Here is a 23,363-nt window from a genome sequence, read left to right on the forward strand (position 1 = left end):
CCAAGGCAGAAGACTCAGGCGCTTTGGCGTGCCGCCTCGCGGATTGTCTGCAGCAGGATGGAAAAGCCCGGCGAAGGTGCAGTGTCAGTACGCATCGTCAGGCCGACCGGTCCTTTGGTTTCTTCGGTGTCGACCGGCAGGGCGACGAAGGCGCCGCTGCTCAATTCGTTCGCAACAACGCCGGCCGAAATGATCCAGACGGCATTACTCTGCCGCACGAAGGCGCGGCCGAAGGAGTCCGACACGGTTTCGATCTCGGTTGCCGGCGCCGTCATGCCGTTGGTGATGAAGAGCCGGTCGACGAAGGGGCGGATGACCGATTCCCGTGTCGGCATCAGCATCGGGAATTCGTCGAGCCGTGCGAACACATCCTGTCCCGGGTCAAGCAGCGGATGTCCCGCTCGCACCACGAACAGCACTTGTTCGGAATAGAGGTGCTCGAAGAAGAAGCCGGTCATGTTCTCCGGTGCCGACAGCCGCCCGACAACGAGATCGAGCGCTCCGACACGCAATTGTTCGAGCAGCACCGCGTTCTCTCCGGTAACGATCTTGATTGCGGCGCCCGTACCTTCCTTGAGGAACAGGCTCATGGCGAGTGGCATCACCCGTGCCGAGACTGTCGGCAGCGCACCGATACGGATCGGGTGACGGTTGACCGCCCCGTCCTGCCTGACGGAATCGACGCCTTGCTTGAGCGCCGTGATCGCCGTGCCGGCATGGCGAAGGAAGATCTCGCCGATGCGCGTCAGCCTGATGCCGCGGCCGTCGCGTTCGACGACGGCAACCCCTAGCGCCTCTTCCAGCTCGCGCAATGTCTTGGTCACCGCCGGGGGGCTGACATGCAGGAAGTCGGCCGCTCTCGCCACGCTTCCCTGCCGCGCAACTTCAAGGAATGCCTGCAGGTGACGGAACCGGATGCGGCCTTCGGGCATGGATTCGATAACCCCTGAGTTAATGAAGTGGCGAAAAATATCATTTTACCGAACCAAATGCCTCGTGCAATGTGGAGATGGAGGATCGAAATCGTGCCATTCGTCACCATTGGCGGCATCACGCTGCATCACCGTCACTTCGAGGCGAACGGCAAGGCGCACCCGATCGTGTTCATCAATTCGCTCGGCACCGACTTCCGGATATGGGAACAGGTTCTATCGATCCTGGACGGGGAAATGTCTTCGCTGGTCTATGACAAGCGCGGCCACGGGCTGTCCGACATCGGTGATATCAGGTCGATCGACGATCATGTCGATGATCTCTTGGCGCTCATCGATCATTTCGGACTAAGCAAGGTCGTGCTGTGCGGCCTGTCGGTTGGTGGTCTGATCGCGCAAGGCCTTTATGTCAGGCGCCCTGAAATGGTCAAAGGCCTGATCCTGTGCGACACGGCCCACAAGATCGGCACAACCGAAAGCTGGAGCACGCGGATCGCGACGGTCGAAAGCAAGGGTATCCGGGCTGTCGCCGACGCCGTGCTCAAGGCGTGGTTCACGCCGGCCTTCCACGCGCGGCGTCAGCCCGAGCTCGACGGCTATTGTAACATGCTGACCAGGCAGGCCGTCCCCGGCTATGTCGGAACCTGCGTGGCGCTGCGTGAGGCGGATTTCACCGACAGCGCCCGGCGCATCACGGTACCGACGCTTTGCGTCGCTGGCGACCAGGATGGCTCGACGCCACCCGATCTTGTCCGCTCTTTGGCCGACCTGATCCCCGGCGCGCGCTTCGAGATCATCCGCGACGCCGGGCACATCCCTTGTGTTGAACAACCGGAAGCGCTGGCCGCCCTGATCCGCAATTTCATCGCATCGCTTGCCCCTGGAGCCGAAGCCCATGGATGAAGTCCCAGGCAACGCCGCCAGATATCGCGCGGGCCTCGCAGTGCGGCGTTCCGTGCTCGGCGACCAGCATGTCGACCGGGCCGAGATCGCCGCCACCGATTTCGACCAGCCTTTCCAGGAACTGATCACAGAGGCCGCCTGGGGAACGGTGTGGGCACGACCAGGTTTCTCCAAGCGCGAACGTTCGATCATCACGCTGGCGCTGCTGGCAGCACTCGGCCATGATGAGGAGGTCGCCATGCATGTTCGTGCCACCGCCAACACTGGTGCCACGCGCGACGACATCTGCGAAGCGTTCCTGCACGTCGCCATCTATGCCGGCGTGCCGGCCGCCAACCGTGCCTTCAAGATCGCCAAGGACGTGTTTTCGGAAATGGACGGGGTCAAGAATGTCCGCTGAGTCCGGCTCGAACCGGAAGCCTGAGAACGGCGCGTTCTTTCAGCGCGACCGGACATGGCATCCGCCGCCGCTGACGCCGAATTACAGGAGCTCCGTTCTGCGATCGCCGCAGAAGGCGCCGCTCGCCTTCGACAACACGCTGTCGGAAATATCCGGCCCTGTGTTCGGTCACGCCATGCTGGGCGAACTCGACGCCGACCTGATCAACAATTTCGCCAGACCCGGCGAGAGCGCCATCGGCGAGCGCATCATCGTCTACGGACGCGTGCTCGACGAACGCGGCATTGGCGTGCCCGGCGCGCTGCTCGAATTCTGGCAGGCCAATGCCGGCGGCCGCTACCGCCACAAGAAGGACGGTTATCTGGCCCCGCTCGATCCGAATTTCGGCGGCTGCGGCCGCACCATCACCGATGATGATGGTGGCTATACCTTCCGCACCGTCAAGCCCGGTCCCTATCCCTGGCCGAACGGGCCGAACGACTGGCGGCCCTCGCATATCCATTTTTCGGTCTTCGGCCATGGTTTCGCCCAACGGCTAATCACGCAGATGTATTTCGAGGGCGACCCGCTGATCTGGCACTGCCCGATCGCGCGCGGCATTCCCGACAAGGCAGCCATCGAAACGCTGATCGCAGCACTCGACATCCAATCGACGATCCCCTTTGACGCGCAGGCCTACAAGTTCGACATCGTGCTGCGCGGGCGCCGTTCGTCGCTGTTCGAAAACAGGCTGGAGGGCAATTGATGGCCCAGTCGCTCGACCGGCTCAAGGAAAGCCCTTCGCAGACTGCGGGACCCTACGTCCATATCGGACTGACCCCAAATTTCTGCGGCATCGGCGGCGTCTATGCGAGCGACCTTGGTGTGACCATGGTCAACGACAAGACCAAGGGCGAGCGCATCGGCCTGCGCATCCGGGTGCTCGACGGCACCGGCACGCCGCTGAAGGACGCACTGATCGAGATCTGGCAGGCGGATGCGGACGGGTTTTACAATTCTCCGGCTGAATCGCGCGGCGCCGCCGACCCGAATTTCGTCGGCTGGGGCCGTTGCCCGACCGACATGGATACCGGCCTGAGCACGTTCGACACCATCAAACCGGGCCGCGTGCCGTTCAGGGATGGGCGCCTGATGGCGCCGCACATCACGCTCTGGATCGTCGCGCGTGGCATCAATCTCGGCCTGCACACGAGGCTGTATTTTTCCGACGAGCAAAAGGCCAATGCCGAGGATCCGATCCTGGCGCGCATCGAGCACCGCATTCGCATGCCGACTCTGATCGCCGAGCGCACCGGCGACATTTATGTCTTCGACGTCCATCTCCAGGGGGAGAGGGAAACGGTTTTCTTCGACAGCTGATGGTCAGGAGACTCGCGACATGACCGTATCGCCCTTCGACCATCCACTGCTCTCCGCTCTTCTCGGCGACGAAGAAGCGAGCCGGCATTTTTCCGTCGAGGCGGAAATCGAGGCGATGCTGGCGTTCGAGTACGCACTGGCCGAAGCGGAGGCCGAAAACGGGTTGATCGCCAGCGATACGGCGGCAGCAATCGTATCAGCGCTGTCCTCGTTCCGGCCGGACACCGCCTTGCTGCGGGCCGCTGTCGCCAGGGACGGTGTCATGGTTCCGGAACTGGTGCGCCAGATCAGGGCGGCAGTTGGCGAACCGCACGACCAGAAAGTGCATCTCGGCGCGACCAGCCAGGATGTCATCGACACCGGGCTTCTGCTTCGGCTGAAATCCGTCGTCGACCATCTCGGTCTGCTGTTGACCGAGACCGTTATGCGGTTCGCCTCGCTCGAGGAGCGCTTCGGGGGTAGGGCGCTGACCGGGATGACGCGCATGCAGAAGGCGATCCCTGTTCATGCGGCGGATCGCGTAAGGGCGTGGCGGGCGCCGCTGCAACGGCACCAGGAGAGATTGTCGGAACAGTCCAGGCGCCTGCTTGTGGTGCAGTTCGGCGGCGCCGCAGGCACACTGGAAAAGCTTGACGACAAAGGGCTGGCGGTGCGCGCGGCACTTGCGACAAAACTCGGCCTTGCCGATGCACCGCAATGGCATAGCCAGCGCGATGCGCTCGCTGATTTTGCCGGCTGGCTGTCGCTGGTGACAGGCAGCCTCGGCAAGTTCGGCCAGGACATTGGGCTGATGGCTCAAGGCGGCGCCGAGATCGCGCTTTCGGACGGTGGCGGCTCGTCGGCCATGCCGCACAAGCAGAACCCGGTGAAGGCCGAAGCGCTGGTAGCGCTTGCCCGTTTCAATGCGACCCAGCTTTGCGGCATGCATCAGGCGCTTGTGCATGAGCAGGAACGGTCGGGTGCGGCATGGACGCTGGAGTGGCTGTTGTTGCCGCAGATGGCCGTCGCAACCGCCGCATCGCTGCGCCTTGCCGCCGAACTGGCCGGCCAGGTCGAAAGTCTCGGGCACTAATGCGTACTCAGGTCGCCATTGTCGGCTCTGGACCGTCCGGCCTGCTGCTTGGGCAGCTTCTCGCCGGCATCGGCATCGAGACGGTCATCCTGGAACGCGCGAGCCGCGACCACGTGCTTGGCCGCGTACGCGCCGGCGTGCTCGAACAGGGCACCGTCGAGTTGCTGGAAGAGGCCGGTGCGGCGGCAAGGCTGCATGCCGAAGGGTTGCCGCACACGGGCTTCTCGCTTGCTTTCAACGATCGCTTGCACCGCATCGATCTGTCGGCGCTGACCGGGGGCAAGCAAGTCACCGTCTATGGCCAGACCGAAGTGACGCATGATTTGATGGACGAGCGCGATGCGGCTGGACTGACCACGATCTACGAGGCGGCGAACGTCGCCCTTCACGACTTCGATGGTACCGAGCCTTTTGCCACCTACGAGAAGGACGGCGTCACCCATAGCGTCGATTGCGACTTCATTGCCGGCTGCGATGGCTATCACGGCGTCAGCCGTAAATCGGTTCCCGAGCGCGTGCTGAAAACCTTCGAGCGGCAGTATCCGTTCGGTTGGCTCGGCGTGTTGGCTGAAGTGCCGCCGGCCGATCGCGAACTGGTCTACGCCAATCATGAGCGAGGTTTTGCGCTGTGCTCGATGCGCTCGACGCACCGCAGCCGCTACTATGTGCAATGTCCGCTCGACGATCATATCGAGGCGTGGCCCGACGACCGCTTCTGGGATGAGTTGCGCCGGCGGTTGCCGCCGCAGACGGCGGCCGCCGTCGTCACCGGACCGTCCTTCGAGAAGTCGATTGCGCCGCTGCGCTCCTTCGTTGCCGAGCCGCTGCGCTTTGGCCGGCTTTTCCTGGTCGGCGATGCTGCCCACATCGTGCCGCCGACCGGGGCCAAAGGACTCAACCTTGCCGCCAGTGACGTGCGTTATCTGTTTGCCGGTTTGCGCGACTTCTATTGCGACAAATGCGTGGCCGGCATCGATGGATATTCGCAAAAATCGCTTGCCAGGGTCTGGAAGGCCGTGCGCTTTTCCTGGTGGATGACGACGATGCTGCACCGTTTTCCCGACACCGGCGAATTCGGCCAGCGCATCCAGGAGGCTGAGCTCGATTACCTCGTGCATTCGCAGGCCGCATCGACTGCGCTGGCCGAGAACTATGTCGGCCTGCCGTACTGAAAACGGCGAGAGATATCAGATACGTTCCAGCGCCATGGCGATGCCCTGGCCGACACCGATGCACATGGTGGCGAGCGCATAGCGGCCGCCACTTTCGCGAAGTTCCAGCGCCGCAGTGCCTGATATGCGCGCACCCGACATGCCGAGCGGATGGCCGAGCGCGATGGCGCCGCCATTCGGGTTGACGTGCTCCGCGTCCTCGGCGATGCCGAGTTGGCGAAGCACGGCAATGCCCTGGGAGGCAAAGGCCTCGTTGAGTTCGATGACGTCAAAGTCCGCCGGCTTCAAGCCGAGCCGGGCGCAGAGCCTCTCGGTGGCCGGCACCGGGCCGACGCCCATTATGCGCGGCGCCACGCCGGCGGCCGCTCCGCCGAGGATGCGGGCGATCGGCGTCAGGCCGTATTTCTTCATGGCGGCTTCCGAGGCGACGATCAGCGCCGCTGCACCGTCATTGACGCCTGAGGCATTGCCGGCCGTAACCGTGCCGCCTTGCCGGAACGGCGTCGGCAGTTTCGCCAACGCTTCGATGGTCGTGCCCGCGCGCGGATGTTCATCCTTGCTGACAACCACCGGATCGCCCCTGCGCTGCGGGATCGTCACTGCAGTGATTTCCTTCGCCAGCCGGCCATTGGCTTGCGCGGCGACCGCCTTGTCCTGGCTGCGCACGGCAAAGGCATCCTGGTCGGCGCGGGAGACGGCGAACTCCTCGGCGACATTCTCGCCGGTCTCCGGCATCGAATCGATGCCGTACTGCTTCTTCATTAGTGGATTGACAAAACGCCAGCCGATGGTGGTGTCGTGGATTTCGGTAGTGCGCGAAAAGGCGGTCTCCGCCTTGGGCATGACGAAAGGGGCGCGGCTCATCGATTCGACGCCGCCTGCGATCATCAACTCCGCCTCGCCCGCCTTGATGGCGCGCGCGGCGAGGATGACGGCATCCATGCCGGAACCGCAGAGGCGGTTGACGGTCGAGCCGGGAACCTCCTTGGGCAGGCCGGCCAGTAGCAGCGCCATGCGCGCCACATTGCGGTTGTCCTCGCCGGCCTGGTTGGCGCAGCCATAGACGACGTCGTCGACCGCGGCCCACTCGATACCGATGTTGCGCTCGACCAATGCCCTCAGGGGGATCGCGCCAAGATCGTCGGCGCGGACCGACGCCAACGCCCCGCCGAAGCGCCCGATCGGCGTGCGGACGTAATCGCAGATATAGGCCTCGACCATCTATGCAGCCCTCTCTTTTGCGGTCCCTTCATGCGCGGCCCTAGTCCGGGCCTGCAGGTCACGCAATGTCCTCAGTTCAAGCGCGGTGGGTGCCGGCGTCTCGTCAAGCGCGTCGGCGAATTTCACCGTCCAGCCGCAGGTCGCCTGCACCTGTTCGCGGGAGACACCCGGATGCAGCGACACTACCGTGAATTCCTTGCTGGCCGGATCCGGCTTCCAGATTGCTAGGTCGGTGATCAGCAGCGTCGGCCCGGCAGTATCGATGCCGAGACGTTGCCGGTGCTCGCCACCGTCGCCATGGCCGAAGGAGGTGAAGAAGTCGATCTTCTCGACCATGCCGCGCTTGCTCTGCGCCATGGTGATGTAGATTTGCTTCGACGAAGTGGCGATCTCCGGCGCGCCGCCGCCACCGGGCAGCCTTGTCTTGGGCTGAAAATAGTCGCCGATGATCGTGGTGTTGATGTTGCCGAACTTGTCGAGCTGGGCAGCGCCTAGGAAGCCGATCGAGATACGGCCGCCTTGCAGCCAGTAGCGGAACATCTCCGGCACCGAGACGGTGGTGACGGCGGTGTCGCAGAGCTCGCCGTCGCCGATCGACAGCGGCAAAACGTCGGGGGCGGTGCCGATCGTGCCGCTCTCGTAGATCAGCGTGATGTCGGGCGCATGCGTGAGCCGTGCGACGTTGCAGGCCGCCGATGGCGCGCCGATGCCGACGAAGCAGACATCGTCGTTCTTCAACGCGCGGCTGGCGGCGATCGTCATCATCTCGTTGGGCGTGAAGTCCAGGCCATCGCTCATGGGGCATTCCTTAGATGTTCGACCCGGGCGGCGAAATCGTCAGCGCTCTTTTCCAGCACGTTCCTTCGCATCCAGTCCTCAAACCGGTCGCGGTCGGCGGCGATCTCGTCCCATTCGAGATAGGCTGCATTGTCCCTGATATAATAGCCGTGCGTGTAGGAGGGATGCGAGCCGCCGGGCACGACGGCGATGGCAGCGATCGTCCATCTCGGAAGCACGGTCAGGTTGGGATGCAAATCGTCGAAACTGTCGACAACTTCCTCAACTGTTACCACCGCGCGTTTGGCCGCCAGGACTGCCTCTTTCTGGATGCCGACAATGCCCTCGACCAGCACATTGCCCTTCCTGTCGGCTTTCTGTGCGTGGATGAAGGTGACGTCGGGACGAATGGCGGGAACGGCGGCAAGCACCTCGCCGGTGAACGGGCAGGTGATCGTTTTGATGTTCGGATTGACCCCAGCCAGCCCTGCGCCGCGATAACCGCGAAACACGGCGCACGGCAGGCCGGCAGCACCCGCTTCATAGGCATTGGCCATGCCGGCATGGCTGTGTTCTTCGATTTCGATCGTTCGCGGAAACCCGTTCTCGATGGCGTCGCGGGCGCGCCGCAGCAACCCGACGCCGGGATTGCCGACATAGGAAAAGACGATCTTCCGGGCCATGCCCATGCCGATCATCTGATCGTAGATGAGATCCGGCGTCATGCGGATCAGCGTCAGGTCGCGAAACCCCTGGCGAATCGCCTCATGCGCCGCTGCCGTCGGAATCAGGTGGGTGAAGCCTTCGAAGGCAACCGTGTCGCCGTCGTGCAAATTCTCGGCCACGGCATGGCTGAGCGGCAGGAAGCTGACCATCGCAGGAACTCCAGAACAAAAAGTTCGTATTGCGAACAAATGTTTTACGTGAGATACTTTCTATGTCGGATTATCGCGTCGAGTCAATGCTGGCGATGCGCTCGTGTGCGGAGGCCACATGAATGACGAGGGAGCTTCACGTGACCATGTCGGTTCGCTCGAACGCGGGCTTGCGGTCATGGAGATACTGGCTCGGCACCCGGCCGGCATGACGCTTACCGAGATGGCCGAGGAAGCCGGCCTGACGCGCGCCGGCGCCCGCCGCTTCCTGCTGACGCTGGCGACCGCCGGCTACGCGACGCAGTCCGGCCGGCTGTTTTCGCTGTCACCGCGCCTGCTGACCGTCACCCGCACCTGGCTGAACGGCGCATCGTTGTGGACGTTCGCAGCACCCATCATGCGCGAAGTCGCGGCGCAATTGAATGAGGCCTGTTCGGCGGCGATCCTGTCGGGCGAGGACGTCGTCTATGTCGCGCGCGTTCCCGGCCGGCGTATCCTCAGCGTGTCACTCGATATCGGCACCAGGCTGCCGGCATACTGCACATCGATGGGCCGGGTCCTGCTTTCCGGCCTGCCGCCCGATGATCTCGATACCTTCCTCGCAAAAGCGGCGATCGACAGGAGGACGCCGAAGACGATCGTCAAAAAGCCGTTGCTTGCCGGTGCCATCCGCAAGGCCAAGGCGGATGGTTTTGCCATCGTCGACGAGGAGCTTGAACTCGGCCTGCGCTCGATCGCCGTGCCAATCAACGACCGCGCCGGCCAGACAGTGGCGGCGATCAACGTTTCGACCCAGTCGGCCCGCTTTACCGTCGCGGAAATGAGAGAGAAAATACTGCCGGTGCTGCTCGGCGCAAAACAGCGCATCGAGGATTTTTTCATCGTTTGACGACCCGCCATTTGTCAATTAAGTCAAAAGCCCAAATTTTTGACGGTGTGCTTGACGGTATCTGTGTTGAACAAAATATATTGTTTAGCGAAATCAATCGGTTATCATGGGCCAAAACAATCGAGTGGGAGTAGGGGGTACCGGTGGCAATAGCAGTGCTTCGGCAACCTTCTCGACCTCCGTTTTTCATTCGCGCCAGATGCCTTCGATCGTTTCCTGTGCTCCCTTCCTGACAGTTGGTAGATCTGATACGTCGTTGCTTCTGAAGTAAATCCCGTTCAGCCTCGCAGAGGCTAAGGCGTACTGCGGCGTGCAAATCGGCTGGTCATTTTCTTTACGGGCCCGGCCGGTCTAGCGCGCAGAAGCAGCATGTACCGTGAAGCATTGGTTTATGCACGAACCGTGTTTCTCCGACCTTACTGGGGCGCCAAGCCACTCACCAATTCTGTGAGGCTCATCTGGCTAGAGCCGGCCTCTCACGTTGCGCTCGGACTGTGGTGGGTAGTGTGCTGAGAGTTCTGCAAATTCGCCGAGAGAGGGCGGTCATGGCAGGCTGGTGATTGTTCACGTCACCTGATTCCCTGGAAGGAACGCCGCCATGACCAAGACTGAAAGTAAGACCGCCAGCGCTGCCGTCAAAGACATTCTGCTATCGAACCCGGAGGGAACGAAGTGATCCGTGCGGTGATGCAGGAGGTGCTAGAGGCCGAGATGACGAGGCGCTGCGACGCGCCTAAGCGACCTGCGGGTCAATTTAAAGAATTTTGTATCTGAATGTTTCCGATTTGTGTCGAAGTTTTTCTACAATGTAACATTGTGTAAGTGCATAAATATTAAACAACTAACTTAATTAACTAACGAAATATTCGATTGCATCGATGTTTTGTAATAAAGTATCGTTCAGTTACTTCGAATTCATCGGCACTGAGCGTGATTTTAACCAAATTTAAAGACGAATATACGATCCGGTTGTGCGGTGGGAGGCATGTTATGCCCAATGCGCCGAGCATTCTTCGATTAATCACTGGTTGCCCCCTCAGGGAACGGAAAGCATCTTGCTTGCCGACCCGCTCTCTGCGGTGGGGCGCTAGCCGCGCATCACAAGACAGCGGAACAACTGCGGTGGAGTTCGCGATGATTGCCCCTGTCCTTCTGCTGACGCTGATGGGCATCATCGAATTCGGCTTCATGTGGACGGCCGATATTGTTCTCAAGGACGCGACCCAAGACGCCGCGCGCACTGGCCGAACAGGTTTCGTATCCGAAAACGCGACCCAAGACGCCACCGTCCGCGCCATCGTCCGCAGCAGGGCCAGTGTAATCATGGACGCCGACAAGATCAGCATCAAGAGCCTATCCTACTCCGGATTCGATACGCTTAAGAAGCCCGAGCCTTTCGTCGACGCAAATGGAACTGGCGTTCGCGACGACGGAGAGAATTTCACCGACGTCAACGGCAACGGTATCTGGGACGAGGATCAGGGGCTATCAGGCTATGGCGGCACAAGCGAGGTTGTTCTCTATACCGTCAGCTATCCCTGGAGCTTCTTCACGCCCCTGATAGGTGACGTTGTGGAGGCCACCAACGGGGTTGTCACCCTGACAGCGACGGCGGTGGTTCAAAACGAGCCCTATTGATGCGCACGCTTCACTCAATTGTCCAGCTTGGGGCGACTGCACGCCGTTTTAACGGATGCCGAGACGGCCTCGCTGCCACTGAATTGGCGCTGATCATGCCGGTACTCCTGCTGCTGTTCTGCGGCGGCGCGGATTTGTCGCTGTTTGTGCGGACCCATTTCCAGGCCGCCCAGATGGCCTCGACCGTGGCGGATGTCGTCGCCCGATACGAGACCGTCACGTCTGCCGATGTCGCCGCCATACTCGGTGTGTCAGCGGAGGTGATGGGGGTCGAAAAGTTTGATGCCGCCGGAACTGTGATCCTCTCATCCGTTGCAACGGATGAGGCGGGCGACGCGACGGTCGCCTGGCAATGTTCCAGCGGCGATCTGGGCGGCATCAGCCGGATTGGATCGGTGGGCGACGCTGCGGGTCTTCCCGGCGGTCTCGCTCTCGGGGCAGATGACAACGTCATTGTCGCCGAGGTCTACTACCAGTACGCGCCGCTTTTCGGCTGGATCGCACCGGAGGTAACCCTCATCTACAAGACCGCGCTGTTTCGCCCGAGGCTCGGCAGCCTGACTATCGCTCCGGGCTGTGTGGGGAAGTAGCCATGCCGACAGAGAAGCGTCGCCGCGAAATCCTTCCGAAGCGCCTGGTCGGGGGGGACATCGCGCGCTTTGGTAGCTCCAGGAAGGGAAGCATCCTGCCGCTTGTTGCCTTCGCCATGCTGGCGTTGATCGGTGCGGTTGGGCTCGCGATCGACGGTGCACGCCTCATGCTCATGCATTCCAGCCTGCAGCGGGCCGTTGACGCTGGCGGACTGTCGGCGGTCGCAAAGCTCAGCACCACGACGCTGAACGACGAAGTTCGGAAATTTACGACGATCAATTTCGCTGACGGCTATGTCGGCGCCAGCTTAACAGCCCTGTCATCGTCGTTGAGCAGCGACGGAAAGACACTCGCTGTCGCGGCGACCGCGACGGCACCAACGACCTTTATGAGCATTTTTGGCATACAAACGATGTCGACCAGCGCGGAAACCGAGGTCGTGCGGTCGGCCGGTGGTCTAGAACTCGTTGTGGTGCTCGACAACACGGGTTCGATGTCGGGCTCCAGCCTGACCAGCCTGAAAAGCGCGGCGAAATCGCTGCTCGACATTCTGTTTGGCGATGAGACCGTAGGCTCAAACCTCTATGTTGGCATCGTGCCCTTCTCGCAAACGGTCAATGTAGGAAGCGCGCATACCGACTGGCTGACGGCCGGATCGCTCGCTGCGCTCGATTGGGGGAGCACCAGTTGGGGCGGCTGCGTAGAAGCGCGCGATGACGGCTATGACGTCACTGACGACATTCCTGAGACAAGGGCATTTGATCCTTACTACTGGGAGGACGCCAGCAATAACGATTGGATAACGACGACGACAACAGTGAATAAAACTGACAGAAATACTACAACGAACACGACGAAGAGCTATAAATCTGGCCTAGGCCAATCACTTGGTCCTAATAAATACTGCCCGGCTGAGGTTACGCGAATGACACCAGTCAAGAGCGTTCTCGTTTCGGCAATCGACGCCATGACGGCTGTCGGCAATACCCATATCAACTATGGCGCCGTCTGGGGCTGGCGCATGCTGTCCCCGAATTGGCGGAACCTGTGGGGCGGCGATATGAGCACCTACGGCCTGCCATTGGACTACAATACCAAGAGCATGAGCAAGGCAGCGGTGATTATGACTGACGGCGAGAACACGATGTCGAGCAGCGTTTACACGGCCTATCGTTGGCTGTCGGAAGGAAAACTCGGAACGACCAACGCCACAAAGGCCGTGACAAAGCTTAATGAAAGGTTGACCAGCGTTTGCACTGCGATGAAGAATGCCGGAATTGTCGTCTACACGATCGCTTTCAACAATCCCGGGAGCAGCACCGAAGCACTTCTCAAGAGCTGTGCCACGCAGTCTGCCTTCTATTTCGACTCGCCTGGCAGCGCCGAGCTTCAGACTGCTTTCAAGGAGATTGGGGACTCTCTGTCGAATTTGCGGATCTCCAAATAGGCCCATGCAAATATTGCCGTTTCCTGAACGCGGCGCTGTCAAGCAAAACCGATCGCATCCCGCAGGGGAGGCAAGGGGGCAGGCCGAAACGGCGCTTGCAGAGAGACGCCATGACAGAGATCACGCACAGGCCAGGTATTCCGGCACGAAACACCAAATCCACCCGCGAGCGTGGCTTCGATTTCAGCGGGGTCGTAGCACCTTTATGACGGCACGATGCTCCTCGGCGCCATATCCGGCGCATGACGAAAAATGTCCGCGGCGAAGGTTGGGAACGCTCTTCCAATGTTGAGATCGCCGGACAATTGGTCCAAGCATGCAATGTCCGCGATTTGGAAGCATGCGAAGCAGCTACAGCATGCGATCGGCACCAGCACGATCATCGGGGTGCCTTTTTCGGTTTATGAACTTCCTCGCTCTCCCCCGCCACGGGCCACCGCAACCCTGTTCCGAGGACCTTTTGCAAGTGTCTGCCCAAGATCCGGCTTTATTTGTCATCAGGCGGCCGAAGGCCGGACGACTTGTCCCTGACCGCGCGATAATGCGCGCCAGGCTTATATTGCGTGACCCGTAGGCCAAGCCGGGAAGCGGAAAGATGGCCGATCGCAGAAAGCACTGCATAGCTTGCGAGAACCACGGCGCGCTCGCTCGACACAAGATTTATCTGCGTCGCAATCAACGACGCCTGAGCATTGAGAACATCGAGCGTGGAACGCTGGCCGACGTTGCGTTCTTCGATAACGCCCTGCAAAGCCAGCTGTGCCGCAGAGATGGCTTGTCGATTTGCCTGAACCGCCACCCGGGCAGCCTGATATTGGCCCCACTGTGACGCTAATGCGCTGCGAACCTGATCGCGATTGACATCGACGTCTATCCGCGCTTTGGCCAGTTCCTCCTTGGCCTGCCTAATCTCGGCCGAAGCTTTGCCGCCTTGATATATAGGAACGCTCAAGGTCGCGCCGATCTCCGCTGAGTTGTAGTGGCCGTTGGGGGAGTACGAAATCTCGGGGGAGTAGTTCTGATAGAGATGGGTGATGCTGGCTTCCGCTGACGCTCTCGGAAGAAGTGCCCCTTTGGAGGACTTAACTGAGAATTCTGCTGCATCGGCGAGATGCTCTGAACTGAGAATGGCCGGGTGATCGGTCTGCGCGCTCGCGAATGCGGCCTTGAGCGTTGAAGGCAGCAATTTGGCAACCGGCTTCGCTGGCTGCAGTTTCCCCGGCGCTTCACCTACAACCTGGCGATAAGTTGCTTCACTGGACAAGACCAATGCCTCGGCGCTGGCTAGTTGGGATAGCGCATCGGCTTGGCTGGCCTGCGCCTGCGCGACGTCGGTGCGCGCGCCATCTCCGACGCGAAATCGGTCTTCAGCCGCGCGCAATTGTTCATTCAGAAAGACTACGTTCTTTCTTCGCAAGGTGAAAATTTGGCGATTTGCAACCACATCGGTGTAAGCACTTACGGTTGAATACAGGGTGTTCTGTTCAGCGCTGTGCAGATCTTCATTCGAGGCTTCCACCTTCGCTTCGGCGACGCGTACGTTGTTAAGAGTCTGAAATCCGTCGAACAGAGTTTGGTCCAAGGTTATCCCGAAGGAACCTGTCGACAAGCGACTGCCCGGGGAAATAAATCCCCCTGTAGAAAGCTTCGTCTTGGATTGAGAAAGATATCCAACGTTGGCGGAGCCGTTGATTGTCGGCCTCAACCCGGATTCAGCTATTGCAACATTTTCATCGGTTATCCGTACGCCGGCGCGGGATGAATTCAGCGTCGAGTTCAGCTCATACGCTTTCGACATTGCGTCGAAGACAGTCTCGGCCCGTCCAAGTGCCGGCGTGAAAATGCATGTCAGAAAAATCGCAGCAGACTGAAACTTGCTGACCATTGACTCAACTTTCGAAATTGCAGCGGCCAACCCAATCAAGAGAAAATGGACGGCTATTCGCGGAAGATGGCGGCATATGTAAAGTTTTCTATGAAGAAATTGTCCAATTTTCGAACTTACACATCTAAGATGTAGTTCAAATGATGTAATAATCATTTGAACTTATATAAAGATCGCAAACGAACGGCCACCACATAGAGGTAAGTCGTCGTTACCCATATGGTAAACTCTTGCATCTGAACGCCGAAGCGGATTTTTGTTATGAATTGTTTCTGGACATTTCTGATTTTTGCTGATACCCGTGACAGCGAGAGATATGCGTGGAACGACCTGTTGCTCGTCCTGAATTCGGCCGCCTTCGGTTGCACTCAACGCATTGCCCGATCGGGGAAGGTGAGCCCTCCACCGCAGCCAAGCCTCCCGGCCATAGGGGCACCGGGAAATAGGCAACCGCAATGGCTGCATCACCGCGCCGACTTATTCGGACATAAGCGTGCTGGCCAAGATCGGCGGCTGGCCGCTTGGACTGGCGTTCGACCGGGAAGGGCGGATCGTCACCTGCATTGCCGGAATGGGTCTGACCGACGAGACGGCGCGCGCGCAGCCTCTTCAGTATACAGGACGACACCGCAATCCATATGGCCGGCGACCCCGACATAGGACCCGACGGCACGATCTACTTCACCGACGCAATGCCGAGAAGCCCAGCCTGGTGTTCCTTCAAAATGCCGATGATCTGTTCGTCAGACCTTTTGAGGCTCGAATAATGGAAAGCGCAGTTCTACACGGGATCCGCCCTCGGAGCGGTTGCCTATGACTATTGTTCCACGCTGGGCCTCCACAAGGTTTCTCACCACGGCAAGGCCAAGCCCGGCACCACCGGTTTTGCGGGCACGGGACGGTTCGGCGCGGACAAAGGGTTCCAAGAGAAGGGCGACTTCGTCTTCATTGATGCCTGGTCCTCTGTCCTCGACCGCGAGGATCGCCACGCCGTCGCGTTCATCAAGCGCAACATTTGCCTCTTGACCGAATTTCACGGCGTTATCGACGAGGTTTGCGAGGATTCGCCTGACTGCAAGGCGATCAGCTATTACGAGCATTTCTCGACCCTGCGGCAGGGAGTTTAGCATCACGTTCCAGCCCGACGCCTTCAGATCGGCGGTCTCTTGCTCGACAAGCGCAATGAGATCCAGAAGCTCTTCATCGAGTGCACCAACGCCTGCCCGGGCAGTCAGCAGAGCATTGTCGAGGAGATCGATCATATCGGCGATATCGCGCACTGCCTTCTCACGCTCGGTTTGGTCGGAGATGTGATCAATCCTCAGCTTTGTCTATCTCGGACACTTCACACAAGGTGCAGAAGCCAGGAGCAGTAAACTTCGAACTATCCACGAGCAATATTGTGCGGCGAGCGGAGGCTATCATCGCCCGTTTTAGCGAGGCTACCTCCAAGGAAGTGTCCGTCAACAAGGTCCCAGTGACTGCCGCTGCGCCCGCCATGCACAAATCGGCATGCAGCGTCCTGAGGAAGCTTCCAGCCGGTTCGCCAGCCAAATGTCGATACCCCTGCCGGATGCTGCCGCCCGGCATGATGACTACATGATGACTCGCCAAGATTTTATGTCAGCGCAAAATCGGCTATCTCGAGACTGTTCGTAACCACCGTCAATGGTAAATCTCGCTCGGCCGCGGTGCGGGTCCCGCCGCCAGTTCCTCATTTGGCGCGATAGGCCACCCCGAACGATTGTGCTCGCCTCCTTGCAGCCTCGAAGCGCAGTGCTGCCTCTGCCGACTGGCCGTCGCCAAGTCTGCGCCAATATGCCTCGAGCCCGGCGCTGAGGCCGCGCACTGCATCGCGGGCCCATACACCGCGCTGATCGTCAGCAACGGCGACCCCGGTGGAAATACGTACCAAGCCGCGTCGATCAAACGCCGCAATTCCTTCGGCACCCGGCGCACGAGATGCCAGATGCCGTCACGTTTATGCGGCCTCGGCGCCGCAGATCGTCGCATTATCTCGCTCTAATGTTGCACAGTTTGTTACACGGAATGAGATATGTTTCGAGCTACGGCGGTCAGGGTGCATAGCGAAGTTTTTGAAAATTAACGACTTTTATGGAGCCGGTTGGCGGAGAGAGCGGGATTCGAACCCGCGTTACGGTTTCCCGTAAACACACTTTCCAGGCGTGCGCCTTCAACCACTCGGCCACCTCTCCATCCTGGCATTTCGCGCCGGCCGGTTTTGCCGCGCGGGTTGGGGAGATGCGTCTCCCTTGGGATGCCGGCCCGGAACTCCGCGCCGTGGGCGCCGTCAACCAGCGGACACCCTTTCCCGCACCTGAGCCGTCAAAGCAACAGGCGCGGGGCTCATCTAGTCGATCCGACGTCGAATGCCAAGCCATAACGGCACTCTATTCGTTTTGCCGGGCACCAACGGTTTTGCGATGCCGCAAGGCTTCGGATGCGGCGACGATTCGGTGGCATGAGACTTGTAGCGTAGGTGTGCGCTCGGTCGATGACCGGCGGCGTAGCTTCAAATTCGCGTGTCGCGATTGCGAACAAAGCGCGCGCACACTATCTCTGTGTTCGAAACAGATGTTGGAAGTCTGCTGGAGTCTGAAGGGGAAAGGTCTGCATGCTTCGCTTTCTCTTCCGGCTCGCGGCAATGGTTGCGCTTTCGGTTTCCGTCATCATGGCGGTGCTCGACGCGACCCGCTCGGTGGCGGCCTCCGCGCTGGTCATGACCTCGCTCAACACAAGCTGGCTCGCAGTCTCGCCGGATACGCGAAGCGCCTTCGAAAGCTTCGTCCGAGACAAAGCCGGTTCGCTGCTGTGGGACGGCACCTTCGCGTGGGTGCTCGGCCAGCCCGGCTTCGCGGTGTTCGCGGTGCTTGCCTTCATTCTCTACATGATCGGCTACAGGCGAGAGCGGCCGACCGGGCGGTTCGCCTCAACGTGACGACTTCCAGCATCCCTAACAAAAAGAGAAAGGGAGACTGCGCATGTTTTTTCTCAGCGACATGCTGAACAAGAAGCTCAATCTGCCGAAGCCTGCCGAGGCGCTGCCGGGCCGCGCCAAGCCTGTCCCGACTGCCTCCAAGCACTTTGTCTCGAAAAGGCCGCTCAAGGGGCCTTATCCCGAGGGTCTGGAGACGGCGATGTTCGGACTCGGCTGCTTCTGGGGCGCTGAGCGCCTGTTCTGGCAGCTTGAAGGCGTCTGGGTCACGGCAGTCGGCTTTGCCGGCGGTGTCACCCCCAACCCGACCTACCAGGAAACCTGCACCGGCCTCACCGGCCATACCGAAGTCGTGCTTGTCGTCTACGATCCGAAGATCGTCTCCTATGGCGAGCTTCTGAAGCTGTTCTGGGAAAGCCACGACCCTACGCAGGGCATGCGCCAGGGCAACGATGTTGGCACCACCTATCGCTCGGCGATCTACACGTTTGGCGACGCACAGTACCAGACGGCGATGGCTTCGCGCGACGCCTACGAGGCCTCGTTGCGCGGCGCCGGCCGCGGCAAGATCACTACCGAGATCGCGCCGGCGCCGGAGTTCTACTTCGCCGAGGAAGATCATCAGCAATATCTGGCGAAGAACCCCTACGGCTATTGCGGTCTGCAAGGCACCGGCGTCACCTGCGCCATCCCTGCTGCCGTCTCCGCCTGAGGCTTCGACTAGATCTGTTTGGATGCATGTCGTTTTCCCAAAACCGCTGCGCACTTTTGGGCGACATGCATTTGGCGAAGGGAGTGTGTCGTGGCGCCGCGTGCCGGTGCCACGCTTTTCCAAAAGGTCAAAATTCCGCGTGAATTTTGTTTCGGGCCGTGCCAGATTGGCCCGAAGCGGGAGGAAGACACTCCTGTCTGACGTCGCATGCCTGCCGGAGAACCGGGCAGGCAGGCGGTGCGTAACGAAAAACAACCGACAGGGTGTGGATCACATGAAACGTATCGTTCTTGGCCTCCTGGCCGCAACTGCAATGGTTCTTCCGGCCTTCGCCGCGGACATTCAGCCCGCGCTTCTCTATGATCTCGGCGGCAAGTTCGACAAGTCGTTCAACGAAGCGTCCTTCAATGGCGCCGAAAAATTCAAGACCGAAACCGGCATTGCCTATGTGGAATTCGAGGTCAGCAATGCGACCCAGCGCGAGCAGGCGCTGCGCCGTTTCGCCGAGGATGGCCGCACCCCGATCGTCATGGCGGGCTTTTCCTGGGCGGACGCGTTGGAGAAAATCGCCGTCGAGTTTCCCGAAACCCAATTCGCCATCATCGACATGGTCGTCGACAAGCCCAATGTCCGCTCCCTCGTCTACAAGGAGCAAGAAGGGTCCTACCTCGTCGGCGTGATGGCGGCGATGGCCTCGAAGTCCAAGAAGGTCGGCTTCATCGGCGGCATGGACATTCCGCTGATCCGCAGATTCGGCTGCGGCTATGTCGGTGGCGCCAAGGCGGCCGGCGCGACCGACGTCATTCAGAACATGACCGGCGATACGCCGGCAGCGTGGAACGATCCGGCCAAGGGCGGCGAGATCGCCAAGACGCAGATCGACCAGGGCGCCGACGTGATCTACGCGGCGGCAGGCGGAACCGGTGTTGGCGTGCTGCAGGCAGCGGCGGATGCCGGCAAGCTCGGCATCGGCGTCGATTCCAACCAGAACGGCCTGCAGCCGGGCAAGGTGCTGACCTCCATGGTCAAGCGTGTCGACGTTGCCGTCTACAATAGCTTCATGGACGCCAAGGACGGCAAGTTCACCGCCGGCATCAACGATCTCGGCCTCAAGGAAGGCGGCGTCGATTACGCCATGGACGACAACAACAAGGGCCTTGTCGACGACGCAATGAAGGCGGCGGTCGAAAAGGCCAAGGCCGACATCATCGCGGGTACCATCAAGGTGCACGACTACATGTCGGACAATGCCTGCCCTTACTGATCTACCGGCATCGCGAAACTGATCAAAGCCGCCGAGTGAAAATGCGGCGGCTTTGACTTTCTCCGTAGGCTCACCAATGCGGCGGCTTGGTCACCGGCACATCGGGTGCGGCCTGTTCCTCCAGCGTCAGGAACCGGTCGGTCAGCGCATCGAGCTTGCGCTGCATGCGCTCGATCACCTTCCACTGCTCGGCGATCTGGCCGGATAGTTCGTCGATGGTCTTCTCCTGCTCGGCGGCGCGGATTTCCAGCGTCGTTAGCCGGTCGGCGGGCATGGTCATTTTGAAACCTCGGATTCTTGCCGCGCAACTCCCAAGAGCAGCGAATTTTCGGGATTCGACACATTAGAGCGGTGCGCACAAAGTGCGCTCTAACACCGATTATCTTCGCATCGCGCTTCCGAACCAAGGGCGGCGCAGCAAAAATCTAGTCCGGTTTTCAGACCGATGCGATAGCGAATGTGAAGGCCGCGTCCAGGTTCGAAATTGACAAGCGCGCGGGGATTTGTCGAGAGTGGATGCTGCTCCGGCCAATTGGCACAGGCGGTGCGTCATGTTAGGCGTTTTGACCAAGCGATAAAAAATAAGAGTGGGACAGGCTGCATGGCGCAAGCCGCAATCGAGCTGATCGGCATCAACAAGAGTTTTGGCGCCGTTCGCGCCAACCGCGACATCAATCTGGAGATCGTGCGCGGCACCATCCACGGCATTGTCGGTGAGAACGGCGCCGGCAAGTCGACGCTGATGTCGATCCTCTATGGCTTCTACCAGGCCGACAGCGGCGAGATCCGCGTCGGCGGCCAGCCCGCATCGATCAAGACGCCCAACGACGCCATCGCGCTCGGCATCGGCATGGTGCATCAGCATTTCATGCTGGTCGACAATTTCACGGTGCTGGAAAACGTCGTTCTCGGCGCTGAAAGCGATGCGCTGCTGAAGAAGAGCATCGCCAAGGCGCGATCCGAACTGGAACGGCTCGAGCGCGAATACGGGCTGGAGGTCGATCCCGATGCGATCATCGAGGAGTTGCCGGTCGGCCTGCAGCAGCGTGTCGAAATCCTCAAGGCGCTGTATCGCGGCGCCGAGATCCTAATCCTCGACGAGCCGACGGGCGTGCTGACGCCTGCCGAGGCCGACCATCTGTTCCGCATCCTCAAGCAGTTGAAGGAACAGGGCAAGACGGTGGTGCTGATCACCCATAAGCTGCGCGAGATCATGGCGATCACCGACACGGTCTCGGTTATGCGCCAAGGTACGATGGTGGCGACCAGGGAGACCAGGAAGACCACGGTCGAGGAACTGGCCGAGCTGATGGTCGGGCGCCGCGTGCTGCTCAGGGTGGAGAAGGGCGAGGCGGAGGCCGGCGGCGTCAAGCTCGCGGTCAAGAACCTGACGGTGAAGGATTCCCGCGGCGTCAACATGGTCGACGATATCTCCTTCGATGTGCGCGCCGGCGAGATCGTCGGCATCGCCGGCGTCGCCGGCAACGGGCAATCCGAAATGCTTGAGGCGATTTCCGGCATCAGGCGCGCCGTCTCGGGTTCCGTTATGCTCGACGGCAAGCCGATCGACCTCACCGGGGCTGCCGATCCCGGCGAGCTGCGCGACCGCGGTCTCGCACATGTGCCAGAGGACCGTCATCACGTCGGCCTGGTGCTGGCCTTCGAGGAGAACGAGAATTCGATCCTCGGCTATCACGACGACCCTCGCTACCTGAAAGGGCCGTTCCTCAATATCGACGCCATCCGCGACGACGCCAGGGACAGAATAGCCAAATACGACATCCGCCCGGCGGATTGCCGCCTCAAGACCGCCAATTTCTCCGGCGGCAACCAGCAGAAGATCGTGCTGGCGCGGGAAATGGAACAGGACCCGGGCGTGCTGATCGTCGGCCAGCCGACGCGCGGCGTCGATGTCGGCGCCATCGAATTCATCCACAAACGCCTCATCGCCATGCGCGACCAGGGCAAGGCGGTGCTGGTGGTGTCGGTCGAACTGGACGAGATCCGCTCGCTCTCCGACCGCATCCTGGTGATGTTTGCCGGCCGCATCGTCGGCGAGCGCGGCCCGGAGGCGACCGAAGGCGAACTCGGGCTGCTGATGGCCGGCGTCGAACACCAGGAGGCGGCGCAATGAGCACGCCTTACGCCAAGCTGCCGGCCTGGGCCGATTACGGCCTGATCCCGGTGATCAATCTCGCCGTTGCCTTCGTCGTCGCCGGCCTCGTCGTCCTTCTGGTTGGAGAAAATCCATTCCGCGCGGCCGCCGTTCTGGTCGAGGGTGCCTTCGGCCGTGGGCAAGGTATTGCGTTCACGCTTTTCTACGCCACCACTTTCATCTTCAGCGGGCTTTCCGTGGCGGTTGCGGCGCATTGCGGCCTGTTCAACATCGGTGGCGAGGGCCAGGGTTATATCGCCGGTCTCGGCATCGGCGTCGTCTGCCTGGCCTTCGACAGCGTGCTGCCATGGTGGCTCACCTTTCCGCTGGCGATCGTCGCCGCCGCGGCGATGGGAGCGCTGTGGGCGCTGATCCCTGCCTATCTGCAGGCCAAGCGCGGTTCGCACATCGTCATCACCACCATCATGTTCAATTTCATCGCCGCCAGCGTTATGGTCTATGCGCTGGTCGGCGTGCTGAAGCCGGCCGGTTCCATGGCGCCGCAGACGCGCACCTTCCTCGACGGCGCGCAACTGCCGAAGCTCAACTGGATCATCGAACTGTTCGGCGCCAAGATCCGCTCGGCGCCGTTCAATGTCTCCTTCCTGCTCGCGCTGGCCATGGCCTTTCTGGTCTGGGTGCTGATCTGGCGCACTAGGTTCGGTTACGAGATGCGCACCTACGGCCACAGCCCGAAAGCGGCACGTTATGCCGGCATTTCGGAAACCCGCATCATCATCATGGCCATGATGATCTCGGGCGCGCTGGCCGGCATGATGGCGCTCAATCCGACGATGGGCGATCAGCACAATGTCGCGCTGGATTTCGTCTCCGGCGCCGGTTTCGTCGGCATCGCGGTGGCGCTGATGGGGCGCCTGCACCCGGTCGGCATCGTGCTGGCGGCAATCCTGTTCGGCATGCTCTACCAGGGTGGCGCCGAGCTTGCTTTCGAGATGCCGGCGATTTCCCGCGACATGATTGTCATCATCCAGGGCCTGGTCATCCTGTTCGCCGGCGCGCTCGAGCACATGTTCCGGCCTTATGTTCAGGCGCTGTTCGCCTCGCTCAGTCCGAGAACGGTCGGCATGGAAGCGGTCAAAGGGAAGGGGGCCTGA

General features: G+C 60.7%; 22 protein-coding genes, 1 tRNA gene and 2 pseudogenes. 16 read left to right on the forward strand and 9 right to left on the reverse strand.

The genetic code is table 11. The features are described 5' to 3' along the window. Positions 1-14: 14 nt before the first annotated feature. Entirely contained in the window at positions 15-932 is a 918-nt protein-coding gene (gene pcaQ / locus AC0NID_RS11140) for a pca operon transcription factor PcaQ (protein WP_473454842.1), read from the reverse strand. Positions 933-1,001: 69 nt separating this feature from the next. Here pcaQ and pcaD point away from each other — a divergent pair, with 69 nt between their 5' ends. The 6 genes from pcaD to pobA are packed head-to-tail and all read left to right on the forward strand — an operon-like array spanning position 1,002 to position 5,838. Continuing rightward, positions 1,002-1,835 carry a 3-oxoadipate enol-lactonase gene (gene pcaD / locus AC0NID_RS11145; RefSeq protein WP_473454841.1) on the forward strand — a complete coding sequence of 278 codons (834 nt, stop codon included), beginning with the start codon at positions 1,002-1,004 and terminating at the stop codon, positions 1,833-1,835. After that, complete coding sequence (pcaC, locus tag AC0NID_RS11150) at positions 1,828-2,235, forward strand: 4-carboxymuconolactone decarboxylase (protein ID WP_473454840.1); 408 nt, start codon at positions 1,828-1,830, stop codon at positions 2,233-2,235. Before pcaD ends, pcaC begins: the two co-directional genes overlap by 8 nt. Continuing rightward, positions 2,225-2,980, forward strand: coding sequence for a protocatechuate 3,4-dioxygenase subunit beta (gene pcaH, locus AC0NID_RS11155; protein ID WP_473454839.1), 756 nt, complete (start codon positions 2,225-2,227; stop codon positions 2,978-2,980). Before pcaC ends, pcaH begins: the two co-directional genes overlap by 11 nt. Then, on the forward strand, positions 2,980-3,594 hold the full coding sequence (pcaG, locus tag AC0NID_RS11160) for a protocatechuate 3,4-dioxygenase subunit alpha (RefSeq protein ID WP_473454838.1): 615 nt from the start codon (positions 2,980-2,982) through the stop codon (positions 3,592-3,594). The genes pcaH and pcaG overlap by 1 nt, the downstream gene beginning before the upstream one ends. Before the next feature lie 19 nt (positions 3,595-3,613). Further along, complete coding sequence (locus tag AC0NID_RS11165) at positions 3,614-4,666, forward strand: 3-carboxy-cis,cis-muconate cycloisomerase (protein ID WP_473454837.1); 1,053 nt, start codon at positions 3,614-3,616, stop codon at positions 4,664-4,666. Next, positions 4,666-5,838, forward strand: coding sequence for a 4-hydroxybenzoate 3-monooxygenase (gene pobA / locus AC0NID_RS11170; protein ID WP_473454836.1), 1,173 nt, complete (start codon positions 4,666-4,668; stop codon positions 5,836-5,838). The genes AC0NID_RS11165 and pobA overlap by 1 nt, the downstream gene beginning before the upstream one ends. Before the next feature lie 15 nt (positions 5,839-5,853). Here pobA and pcaF read toward each other — a convergent pair whose 3' ends face one another. Genes pcaF through AC0NID_RS11185 form a run of 3 tightly spaced genes read right to left on the reverse strand, consistent with a single transcriptional unit; the run spans position 5,854 to position 8,711 of the window. Beyond that, complete coding sequence (pcaF, locus tag AC0NID_RS11175; RefSeq protein WP_473454835.1) at positions 5,854-7,059, reverse strand: 3-oxoadipyl-CoA thiolase; 1,206 nt, start codon at positions 7,057-7,059, stop codon at positions 5,854-5,856. Beyond that, positions 7,060-7,857: a CoA-transferase subunit beta gene (locus AC0NID_RS11180; protein WP_473454834.1), complete on the reverse strand. Its 798-nt coding sequence runs from the start codon at positions 7,855-7,857 to the stop codon at positions 7,060-7,062. It abuts the gene before it with no gap. Beyond that, positions 7,854-8,711 (reverse strand): CoA transferase subunit A, encoded by an 858-nt coding sequence (locus AC0NID_RS11185; protein WP_473454833.1) that lies wholly within the window; start codon positions 8,709-8,711, stop codon positions 7,854-7,856. Before AC0NID_RS11185 ends, AC0NID_RS11180 begins: the two co-directional genes overlap by 4 nt. 118 nt (positions 8,712-8,829) lie before the next feature. Here AC0NID_RS11185 and AC0NID_RS11190 point away from each other — a divergent pair, with 118 nt between their 5' ends. The 5 genes and pseudogenes from AC0NID_RS11190 to AC0NID_RS11210 all read left to right on the forward strand — a co-directional run bounded on the left by AC0NID_RS11190 (position 8,830) and on the right by AC0NID_RS11210 (position 13,276). After that, complete coding sequence (locus AC0NID_RS11190; protein WP_473454832.1) at positions 8,830-9,600, forward strand: IclR family transcriptional regulator domain-containing protein; 771 nt, start codon at positions 8,830-8,832, stop codon at positions 9,598-9,600. Between the two features lie 598 nt (positions 9,601-10,198). Beyond that, a pseudogene (locus AC0NID_RS11195) lies at positions 10,199-10,338 on the forward strand (IS256 family transposase); the annotation flags it as partial. 396 nt (positions 10,339-10,734) lie between these two features. After that, positions 10,735-11,238, forward strand: a complete 504-nt coding sequence (locus AC0NID_RS11200) for a TadE family protein (RefSeq protein ID WP_474033436.1) — start codon at positions 10,735-10,737, stop codon at positions 11,236-11,238. Next, on the forward strand, positions 11,238-11,828 hold the full coding sequence (locus tag AC0NID_RS11205; protein WP_473454831.1) for a TadE/TadG family type IV pilus assembly protein: 591 nt from the start codon (positions 11,238-11,240) through the stop codon (positions 11,826-11,828). Before AC0NID_RS11200 ends, AC0NID_RS11205 begins: the two co-directional genes overlap by 1 nt. Positions 11,829-11,830: 2 nt before the next feature. After that, entirely contained in the window at positions 11,831-13,276 is a 1,446-nt protein-coding gene (locus AC0NID_RS11210) for a pilus assembly protein TadG-related protein (RefSeq protein ID WP_473454830.1), read from the forward strand. Between the two features lie 487 nt (positions 13,277-13,763). Here the strand turns inward: AC0NID_RS11210 and AC0NID_RS11215 are convergent, their stop codons facing one another. From AC0NID_RS11215 to AC0NID_RS11230, 4 genes and pseudogenes are all read right to left on the reverse strand, one after another. Beyond that, on the reverse strand, positions 13,764-15,161 hold the full coding sequence (locus tag AC0NID_RS11215; RefSeq protein ID WP_473454829.1) for a TolC family outer membrane protein: 1,398 nt from the start codon (positions 15,159-15,161) through the stop codon (positions 13,764-13,766). A 743-nt stretch (positions 15,162-15,904) separates the two neighbouring features. Next, on the reverse strand, positions 15,905-16,441 hold the full coding sequence (locus AC0NID_RS11220; RefSeq protein WP_473454828.1) for a sensor histidine kinase: 537 nt from the start codon (positions 16,439-16,441) through the stop codon (positions 15,905-15,907). A 52-nt stretch (positions 16,442-16,493) separates the two neighbouring features. Beyond that, positions 16,494-16,857 (reverse strand): annotated as a pseudogene (locus tag AC0NID_RS11225) (DeoR/GlpR family DNA-binding transcription regulator); the annotation flags it as partial. A 430-nt stretch (positions 16,858-17,287) separates the two neighbouring features. Next, a tRNA-Ser gene (locus AC0NID_RS11230) sits at positions 17,288-17,377 on the reverse strand. Between the two features lie 419 nt (positions 17,378-17,796). On the opposite strand from AC0NID_RS11230, the gene AC0NID_RS11235 reads away from it, so the two are divergent. The 3 genes from AC0NID_RS11235 to AC0NID_RS11245 all read left to right on the forward strand — a co-directional run bounded on the left by AC0NID_RS11235 (position 17,797) and on the right by AC0NID_RS11245 (position 20,093). Continuing rightward, on the forward strand, positions 17,797-18,120 hold the full coding sequence (locus AC0NID_RS11235) for a hypothetical protein (RefSeq protein ID WP_473454827.1): 324 nt from the start codon (positions 17,797-17,799) through the stop codon (positions 18,118-18,120). A 43-nt stretch (positions 18,121-18,163) separates the two neighbouring features. Continuing rightward, positions 18,164-18,829: a peptide-methionine (S)-S-oxide reductase MsrA gene (msrA, locus tag AC0NID_RS11240; protein WP_473454826.1), complete on the forward strand. Its 666-nt coding sequence runs from the start codon at positions 18,164-18,166 to the stop codon at positions 18,827-18,829. 274 nt (positions 18,830-19,103) lie between these two features. Beyond that, the gene (locus AC0NID_RS11245; protein ID WP_473454825.1) at positions 19,104-20,093 is read left to right on the forward strand and encodes a BMP family lipoprotein; all 990 of its coding nucleotides are present in this window, start codon (positions 19,104-19,106) and stop codon (positions 20,091-20,093) included. A 70-nt stretch (positions 20,094-20,163) separates the two neighbouring features. Here the strand turns inward: AC0NID_RS11245 and AC0NID_RS11250 are convergent, their stop codons facing one another. Further along, a complete protein-coding gene (locus AC0NID_RS11250; protein ID WP_473454824.1) occupies positions 20,164-20,373 on the reverse strand; it encodes a SlyX family protein in 210 nt (69 codons plus the stop codon). A 321-nt stretch (positions 20,374-20,694) separates the two neighbouring features. Here AC0NID_RS11250 and AC0NID_RS11255 point away from each other — a divergent pair, with 321 nt between their 5' ends. Together AC0NID_RS11255 and AC0NID_RS11260 are read left to right on the forward strand one after the other, a co-directional pair. Next, a complete protein-coding gene (locus tag AC0NID_RS11255) occupies positions 20,695-22,227 on the forward strand; it encodes an ABC transporter ATP-binding protein (RefSeq protein ID WP_473454823.1) in 1,533 nt (510 codons plus the stop codon). Continuing rightward, positions 22,224-23,363, forward strand: a complete 1,140-nt coding sequence (locus tag AC0NID_RS11260; protein ID WP_473454822.1) for an ABC transporter permease — start codon at positions 22,224-22,226, stop codon at positions 23,361-23,363. Before AC0NID_RS11255 ends, AC0NID_RS11260 begins: the two co-directional genes overlap by 4 nt.

Source organism: Mesorhizobium sp. WSM4821, assembly GCF_055901555.1.

What these genes read in the sequence shown, in the direction of transcription:
- pcaQ (WP_473454842.1), bottom strand. Translation starts at nt 932, where the DNA reads ATGCCCGAAGGCCGCATCCGGTTCCGTCACCTGCAGGCATTCCTTGAA.
- pcaD (WP_473454841.1), top strand. Translation starts at nt 1,002, where the DNA reads ATGTGGAGATGGAGGATCGAAATCGTGCCATTCGTCACCATTGGCGGC.
- pcaC (WP_473454840.1), top strand. Translation starts at nt 1,828, where the DNA reads ATGGATGAAGTCCCAGGCAACGCCGCCAGATATCGCGCGGGCCTCGCA.
- pcaH (WP_473454839.1), top strand. Translation starts at nt 2,225, where the DNA reads ATGTCCGCTGAGTCCGGCTCGAACCGGAAGCCTGAGAACGGCGCGTTC.
- pcaG (WP_473454838.1), top strand. Translation starts at nt 2,980, where the DNA reads ATGGCCCAGTCGCTCGACCGGCTCAAGGAAAGCCCTTCGCAGACTGCG.
- AC0NID_RS11165 (WP_473454837.1), top strand. Translation starts at nt 3,614, where the DNA reads ATGACCGTATCGCCCTTCGACCATCCACTGCTCTCCGCTCTTCTCGGC.
- pobA (WP_473454836.1), top strand. Translation starts at nt 4,666, where the DNA reads ATGCGTACTCAGGTCGCCATTGTCGGCTCTGGACCGTCCGGCCTGCTG.
- pcaF (WP_473454835.1), bottom strand. Translation starts at nt 7,059, where the DNA reads ATGGTCGAGGCCTATATCTGCGATTACGTCCGCACGCCGATCGGGCGC.
- AC0NID_RS11180 (WP_473454834.1), bottom strand. Translation starts at nt 7,857, where the DNA reads ATGAGCGATGGCCTGGACTTCACGCCCAACGAGATGATGACGATCGCC.
- AC0NID_RS11185 (WP_473454833.1), bottom strand. Translation starts at nt 8,711, where the DNA reads ATGGTCAGCTTCCTGCCGCTCAGCCATGCCGTGGCCGAGAATTTGCAC.
- AC0NID_RS11190 (WP_473454832.1), top strand. Translation starts at nt 8,830, where the DNA reads ATGAATGACGAGGGAGCTTCACGTGACCATGTCGGTTCGCTCGAACGC.
- AC0NID_RS11200 (WP_474033436.1), top strand. Translation starts at nt 10,735, where the DNA reads ATGATTGCCCCTGTCCTTCTGCTGACGCTGATGGGCATCATCGAATTC.
- AC0NID_RS11205 (WP_473454831.1), top strand. Translation starts at nt 11,238, where the DNA reads ATGCGCACGCTTCACTCAATTGTCCAGCTTGGGGCGACTGCACGCCGT.
- AC0NID_RS11210 (WP_473454830.1), top strand. Translation starts at nt 11,831, where the DNA reads ATGCCGACAGAGAAGCGTCGCCGCGAAATCCTTCCGAAGCGCCTGGTC.
- AC0NID_RS11215 (WP_473454829.1), bottom strand. Translation starts at nt 15,161, where the DNA reads ATGGTCAGCAAGTTTCAGTCTGCTGCGATTTTTCTGACATGCATTTTC.
- AC0NID_RS11235 (WP_473454827.1), top strand. Translation starts at nt 17,797, where the DNA reads ATGCTTCGCTTTCTCTTCCGGCTCGCGGCAATGGTTGCGCTTTCGGTT.
- msrA (WP_473454826.1), top strand. Translation starts at nt 18,164, where the DNA reads ATGTTTTTTCTCAGCGACATGCTGAACAAGAAGCTCAATCTGCCGAAG.
- AC0NID_RS11245 (WP_473454825.1), top strand. Translation starts at nt 19,104, where the DNA reads ATGAAACGTATCGTTCTTGGCCTCCTGGCCGCAACTGCAATGGTTCTT.
- AC0NID_RS11250 (WP_473454824.1), bottom strand. Translation starts at nt 20,373, where the DNA reads ATGACCATGCCCGCCGACCGGCTAACGACGCTGGAAATCCGCGCCGCC.
- AC0NID_RS11255 (WP_473454823.1), top strand. Translation starts at nt 20,695, where the DNA reads ATGGCGCAAGCCGCAATCGAGCTGATCGGCATCAACAAGAGTTTTGGC.
- AC0NID_RS11260 (WP_473454822.1), top strand. Translation starts at nt 22,224, where the DNA reads ATGAGCACGCCTTACGCCAAGCTGCCGGCCTGGGCCGATTACGGCCTG.